At 62.6% G+C, this 6,263-nt stretch carries 6 protein-coding genes and 1 pseudogene; 6 read left to right on the top strand and 1 reads right to left on the bottom strand.

Annotated features, from left to right (window positions below; all coding sequences use genetic code 11):
* A pseudogene (locus ABN482_RS03485) lies at positions 1–290 on the bottom strand (hypothetical protein); the annotation flags it as partial.
* Positions 291–448: 158 nt separating this feature from the next.
* On the opposite strand from ABN482_RS03485, the gene ABN482_RS03480 reads away from it, so the two are divergent.
* The 6 genes from ABN482_RS03480 to ABN482_RS03455 all read left to right on the top strand — a co-directional run bounded on the left by ABN482_RS03480 (position 449) and on the right by ABN482_RS03455 (position 6,247).
* On the top strand, positions 449–1,486 hold the full coding sequence (locus ABN482_RS03480; protein ID WP_349502683.1) for a mechanosensitive ion channel family protein: 1,038 nt from the start codon (positions 449–451) through the stop codon (positions 1,484–1,486).
* A gap of 177 nt (positions 1,487–1,663) precedes the next feature.
* On the top strand, positions 1,664–2,962 hold the full coding sequence (locus ABN482_RS03475) for an ABC transporter substrate-binding protein (protein WP_349502682.1): 1,299 nt from the start codon (positions 1,664–1,666) through the stop codon (positions 2,960–2,962).
* A gap of 16 nt (positions 2,963–2,978) precedes the next feature.
* Positions 2,979–3,884 carry a branched-chain amino acid ABC transporter permease gene (locus ABN482_RS03470; RefSeq protein WP_349502681.1) on the top strand — a complete coding sequence of 302 codons (906 nt, stop codon included), beginning with the start codon at positions 2,979–2,981 and terminating at the stop codon, positions 3,882–3,884.
* Entirely contained in the window at positions 3,884–4,828 is a 945-nt protein-coding gene (locus ABN482_RS03465; protein WP_143857422.1) for a branched-chain amino acid ABC transporter permease, read from the top strand. Before ABN482_RS03470 ends, ABN482_RS03465 begins: the two co-directional genes overlap by 1 nt.
* A gap of 13 nt (positions 4,829–4,841) precedes the next feature.
* Positions 4,842–5,585, top strand: coding sequence for an ABC transporter ATP-binding protein (locus ABN482_RS03460; RefSeq protein WP_109062056.1), 744 nt, complete (start codon positions 4,842–4,844; stop codon positions 5,583–5,585).
* Entirely contained in the window at positions 5,585–6,247 is a 663-nt protein-coding gene (locus ABN482_RS03455) for an ABC transporter ATP-binding protein (RefSeq protein ID WP_349502680.1), read from the top strand. The genes ABN482_RS03460 and ABN482_RS03455 overlap by 1 nt, the downstream gene beginning before the upstream one ends.
* Positions 6,248–6,263 lie beyond the last annotated feature (16 nt).

The following is a 6,263-nucleotide window of genomic DNA, read 5'->3' as shown; positions in this document are numbered from 1 at the left end:
GCCACCTGGATCATGCTCAGGCTGGGCAGGTGCTTGCGGATGTCTGTGTATTCAGCCTGTTGCTCGAACTGGCGCATGATGCCGGTGGCGATCTGCGCCACTTCCAGGCTGTGCGTCAGGCGGGTGCGATAGAAATCGTCGTCGCCCGGGCTCAGGATCTGGGTCTTGCCCTGCAATCGGCGAAACGAGGCGCAATGGATGATGCGGGCATAGTCGACGTCGTCGGGCGAGCGTACGTCGGTCGGAGCGGAAGTCCAGGATTCACGGCGATCCTGCCAGGGTGTGCTCATGGCGGCGGGTTCCTGATGGGGAAAGGACGGATGGCGATACGGTAACATGTGCCGGACGTGGCTGTGTCCGGCCCCTGCCGGTATCCGGAGGGCCGGCGACACATGCTGCGGACATGGTACCGGGTGATGTTTTTTTCTTCGACAGGATTCCTGCTTTCATGCACGATGAACTGATAGTCAAGTATTCCGTCGGTGCCGGGCTGGCGCTGCTCCTGCTGCTGTGCCTGTTCGGCCTGCAGATCATGGCTGCGCGACGGCGCTCCCTGACCCACAGCATCGTTTTTCATGTGGTGCAGGTGGCGTTTCTGCTGGGCCTGATCGGGGTGCTGCGCTATTACGCCGAAATGGCGGTGCTCGATTACCAGCTCGACACGGTGGCAAATCACATCATCGACTTCATGTCGGTGACCGCCATGGCGCTGATCGTTACGCGCAAGCTGTTCATGCTGGTCAACCGGCTGGAACGGCGGCAAATCCGCAAGGGCAGCGATCCGACTTCGTCACGGATCGTGTCGCGGGCCTTCAAGCTGGCTGTCATGTTGGTCATGATGCTGCTGTTCGGCGAGCATTTCGGCATGAGTCTGTCGGGCCTGCTGGCCTTTGGCGGCATCGGCGGCATTGCCATCGGCATGGCCAGCAAGGACATCCTCAGCAATTTTTTCTCGGGCGTGATGCTGTACTTCGACCGGCCGTTCAGCATCGGCGACTGGGTGTCTTCGCCGGATCGCAATATCGAGGGTACCGTGGTCGAGATCGGCTGGCGCATGACCAAGATCATCACGTTCAGCAATCGTCCGATGTACGTGCCCAATTCGCTGTTCGCCACCATCAGTGTCGAGAATCCGGGACGCATGACCAACCGCCGGATCAATACCGAGATCGGCCTGCGCTACGAGGATGCCGGTCGTGTGGCCGGCGTGGTGGAAGACATCCGTACCATGCTGCTGGGCAATCCGAAGATCGACACCACCCAGACGGTGCTGGTGTACTTCAACCAGTTCGCGGATTCGTCGCTGAACATCATGGTCTATTGCTTTACCAAGACCACCGACTGGGCGGAGTGGCTGGCGGCGCAGCAGGAGGTCTACCTGGCGATCATCGAGATCGTGCAGAAGCGCGGCGCTGATTTCGCCTTCCCGTCGCAGACGGTGTATCTGCAGCGCCAGGATGCTGCGCCTGGCCCGGGTGGTGCATAGCCATGACAGGGGGCTGTCATGCAGGCAGCGCCAGGGTAGCTAGGGTTTTCATCCATTCGTGGATTTGGAAGGAGCCGTTCATCAAATAACAATTCATTGTGCCTGTCAGCTCGGATAGTATTTTCTGCAGGATGCGTGCATAGACACAGATCCATCAGAAAAATACAGGAGACAGTCATGATGACGAAATTGCGTATGGCCGCGCTGCTTGCGGCCGGGCTGGCGTTCGGCGGCATTGCGCAGGCAGCGACCAAGCCGGCCGAAATGAAGGTCGGGATCAGTACCTATACCTCGGGTTCGGCTTCGGTGTTCGGCGTGCCGGGCAAGGAAGCGGCAGAACTCTGGATCGAGCAGTTCAATGCGGCAGGCGGCCTCGATGGCGTGAAGCTGACGCCTGTGTTCATCGACGAGGGCATGGGCAGCGACAAGGTCCTGACCGAGTACCGGCGGCTGGTGCAGGAGCAGGGCGTGAACGTCATGCTCTCGGCCATCTCGAGCGGTAACTGCAACGTGGTGGCTCCAGTGGCCGAGGATCTCAAGGTTCTCAACATTCTCTGGGACTGCGGCACCGAGAAGGCGCTGGAAAACAAGAACTACCAGTATGTGGTGCGTACTCAGGCCAATGCCGTCAGCGAAATGGTGGCGACGGTCCTGTATCTGCTGAAGGTGCATCCCGATTTCAAGACCATCGCCGTGGTCAACCAGGACTACGCCTGGGGCCGTGATTCCTGGGAAATCTTCCGGACGACCCTGCAGGCGCTCAAGCCCGACGTCCGCGTCGTGGCCGAAATGTTCCCCAAGTTCGGTGCGCCTGACTTCTCGACGGAAATCACCCGTCTGCAGGCCCTGCGACCGGACGTGATCCTCAACACCTCCTGGGGCGGTGACCTGGATACCTTTGCGCGCCAGGCATCGCAGCGCGGGCTGGCCCGCAACTCGCTGCTGGTCTTGCCACTGCTGGAAAGTTCGCTGGATCGCGTCGGGGCCGTGCTGCCCGATGGCGTGATTGCCGGTGCACGTGGCGATCATTACTACCTGCATCCGACTTACAAGGACGATCCCAAGCACCAGGCGTTCGTCGAGGCCTTCCAGGCCCGCACCAAGACCAACCCGATCTATCCGGTTTACCACATGGTGCAGGCCCTGGAAGGCATGGTGGCCGCCTACGAGAAAGCCATCGCCGATAACAATGGCGAATGGCCTGAGATCGAGCAGGTGGCGGCTGCCATGAAGGGACTGGAGTTTCGCGGGCTGACCAGTCCGGTGCGTATCCGTGAGGATGGACAGGGCCTGGAGGACCAATTGCTGGGCACCCTCAAGCGGCACGATGGTGAAACCATTCCGCGTATCGACAATGTCATGGTGATCCCGGCCGACATGGTGACGACGCCGGTGGGCGAAGTGTCTGCCGAATGGATCAAGACACTGACGCCGGATATCCTGGAAAGCGAACGCCTGACTTTCATCAGCCAATGACCTCAAGAGGGCGACGATGAATCTGGACCTGTTGTTGCTGGCAGCTGCGGATGGCTTTTCATACGCAGGCCTGCTGTTTCTCGTGGCCCTCGGCTTGACGCTGATCTTCGGCGTGCAGGGCATCCTGAATGTGGCGCATGGCAGTCTGTATGCGTTCGGCGGGTATACCGCCGTGTCCCTGACCCTGTGGCTGATGGAGCATACCCAGGCTTCCACCCCGTTGCTGTTTGCCGCCCTGATCGTGGCGGCCATCGTGGCGGGTACGGTGCTGGGCGGGGTGCTGGAACTGCTGTTGCGTCGGGTGCAGGGCAAGGATCCCGTCCTGCAATTGCTGGTGACGTTCGGGGCTTTCCTGATTTTCGAGGATGTCCAGAAAATGCTGTGGGGCGTATCGCCGATGTCGGCCGGTGAACTGGTCGGAAGGCTGGGCACCGTGGACCTGTTCGGCGTGACCTACATGGCGTACCAGTTGCTGCTGGTGCCGGGCATCGCGCTGGTCCTCTTCCTGGGGGTGCACTATGTCCTGCGCTTTACCCGGCTGGGCAAGCAGGTCGTGGCGGTGGCGCATAACCGGGAGGTGGCCACGGCGCTGGGGATCGACGCCCGCAAGGTCGGCCTGCTGACGTTCGTCGGGGCCGCGATACTGGGCGCTTTTGGCGGTGCGCTGGCGGCACCGACCACGACGCTGGTGCCGGGCATCGGGGCCGACATGATCGTGCTCTCGTTTGCCGTGGTGGCGACTGCGGGCCTGGGGCAGATCACCGGAGCCTTCATCGCGGCGCTGATGATCGGGCTGGCCCGTTCGGTGGCGGTCTACATGGCCCCCGAGTTTGACGTGGCCGTGCCCTACCTGATCATGGTGGCCGTGCTGCTGATCCGTCCGAATGGCCTGTTCGTGGTCGCCCAGGCAAGGAGAATCTGATGTTTGTCCGCAATTTGACGATTGCCGGCGCGCTTGCGTGCCTGGCACTGGGACTGTTTTTCCCCTGGAGCAAGACGCCGATCATCGTGGCCCTGTCGTTCGGGGTGGCTGCCCTGGGCGTGGGTGTCATGGTGCGGGCCGGCCAGGTCTCGTTCGGTCATGCCCTCTATGCCATGATCGGCGGTTACGCCGTGGCCATGCTGGCGCGCTCCTTTCCGGGGCTCGATGGCGTCGTGCTGGTGCTGGGCGGCGTGCTCGCCAGCACGCTGGTGGGGGCGGTGGTGGGGCTCTTCGTGGTGCGTTATCGCGGCATCTTCTTCGGCATGCTGAATCTGGCGATCAGCATGGTTCTGTTTTCGGTTGCCGGCAAGATGTACCAGTTCACGGGGGGCACCGACGGCTTGCGTGTGGCGCGGCCTACCATGCTGGGGATCAGCATGGATCGCACGGTGTTCGAGACGGTGTTGCTGGTTGGCATGATCGTGGCTGCCGTCGTGCTGGGATGGCTGGTGCAGCGATATTTCCGCTCGGCTGCCGGTGAGGCGCTGGCCGGCATCAAGAGCAACGAAACCCGGCTGGAGTATCTCGGCCTGTCGGCCCGCCGCATTCTCTGGAATGGCTACCTGATATCGGCAGCGCTGGTCGGGTTTTCCGGGGCCATGTTCGGCCTGATCCAGGGGCTGGTGACGCCTGACATGGGGTATTGGATCCGCTCCGGGGAGTTCGTGTTCATCACGATCCTGGGCGGTACCGGGCATGCCATCGGGGCGTTCCTGGGAGCGGCGGTGTTCGAGGTGGTCAAGCTGTTTGCCGGTGCCTATATCCCCCAGGCCTGGCACATGCTGCTGGGCGGCACGCTGATCCTGGTGATCGTGGTCCTGCCGGGCGGGATCGTGGGGCTGTTGCCCAAACCACGGACTCAGGCCCGCCGGGTGGCGGACTGAAAGAGAGGAAATCATGGAACCGATTGTCCAGACCCGGGACTTGTGCCTGTCTTTCGGGGCGGTTGTGGTGGCTGACCACATCGATTTTGAATTGCACACCGGCGAACGGCTGGCCGTGATCGGCCAGAATGGTGCCGGCAAGACCACGTTCATCAATATTTGTACCGGGTTCCTGCGCCCGGCCAGCGGCAAGGTGTTTTTCGATGGCACCGATGTCACGGGCATGACGCCCCGGCGCATCGTGCGGCTGGGCCTGGGACGTTCGTTCCAGTTGCCGCAACTGTTCCTGGAGCATACGGTACGGCAGTGCCTGGAGATCGCGGCCGCCGGTCGCAGCGGCAAGCTGTCCTTTTTCACGCCGTTGGCCGATGCCGTGTCGGCGCACGAAATCGAGCACACGCTGGAGCTGGTCGGGCTGCGGGACCGTGCTCATGAGCCGGCTTCTTCCTTGCCCGAAGGACAGCGCAAGCTGCTGGATGTGGCGATGGCCCTGATGCTCGATCCCAAGCTGCTGATCATGGACGAGCCGACCAGTGGCGTGGCGAGCGAAGACAAGCATGGGCTGATGGAGACGTTGATGCGGGCGCTCGACGAGCGCAAGGTGACCAGCTGGTTTGTCGAGCACGATGTCGATATCGTCACGCGCTACGCCACCCGGGTGGCGGCCTGGATCGCCGGCAAGGTGGCAGCGGATGGCACGCCGGCCGAGGTACTGGCCAATCCGCAGGTCAAGCGCGAAGTGCTGGGGGAGTTCTGATGCTGACACTCGATAACGTGAGCGTGAGACTGGCCGGAGCCAGCGTGTTGCGTGGCGTGACCGGTACCTTGCTGGCGGGCACGGCCGTGGCCGTGGTCGGCCATAACGGGGCTGGCAAGACGACGTTGCTGCGGACCATCATGGGCCTGGCCAGGGCGCATGAGGGGCGGATATTGCTTGGCAATGACGATCTGATGCGCTGGCCTGCCCATCGCCGGGCCGGCCTGGGGATCGGTTATGCGCCGGAGGAGCGTGTGATCTTCCCGACCATGACGGTGCTGGAGAACCTGCGACTGCCTTGCGAGGTGGATCGATTGCCGGACGCCGACATCCAGGCGCGCCTGGAGATGGTGCTGGATGTCGTGCCGCAGCTCGGGGACATGCTGCCGCGCTCCGGGGCGGCACTCTCCGGTGGGCAGGGCAAGATGGTGGCGTTGGGTCGGGCGCTGATGATCGGTACCCGCATGGTGCTGCTGGATGAGCCGTTCCAGGGGCTGGCACCTGTGCTGGCTTTGCAGTATGCCGAGGCCCTGGGGCGATTGCGCCAGATGTGTCCCGAGCTGTGCATCGTGATTACCGAGTCCAACGCCAGCCTGCTGCAGGATATTCCGGATCAGACGCTGGTGCTGGCCCGGGGGGCGCTGGTCGAGGGTGCGCATTGAACAACATAACGAGAGG

The organism is Corticimicrobacter sp. (assembly GCF_040137905.1).
Classification (GTDB): Bacteria; Pseudomonadota; Gammaproteobacteria; order Burkholderiales; family Burkholderiaceae_B; genus Corticimicrobacter.
Note: the sequence above shows the minus strand (reverse complement) of the source record. Positions and strands in the feature narration are given on the sequence as shown.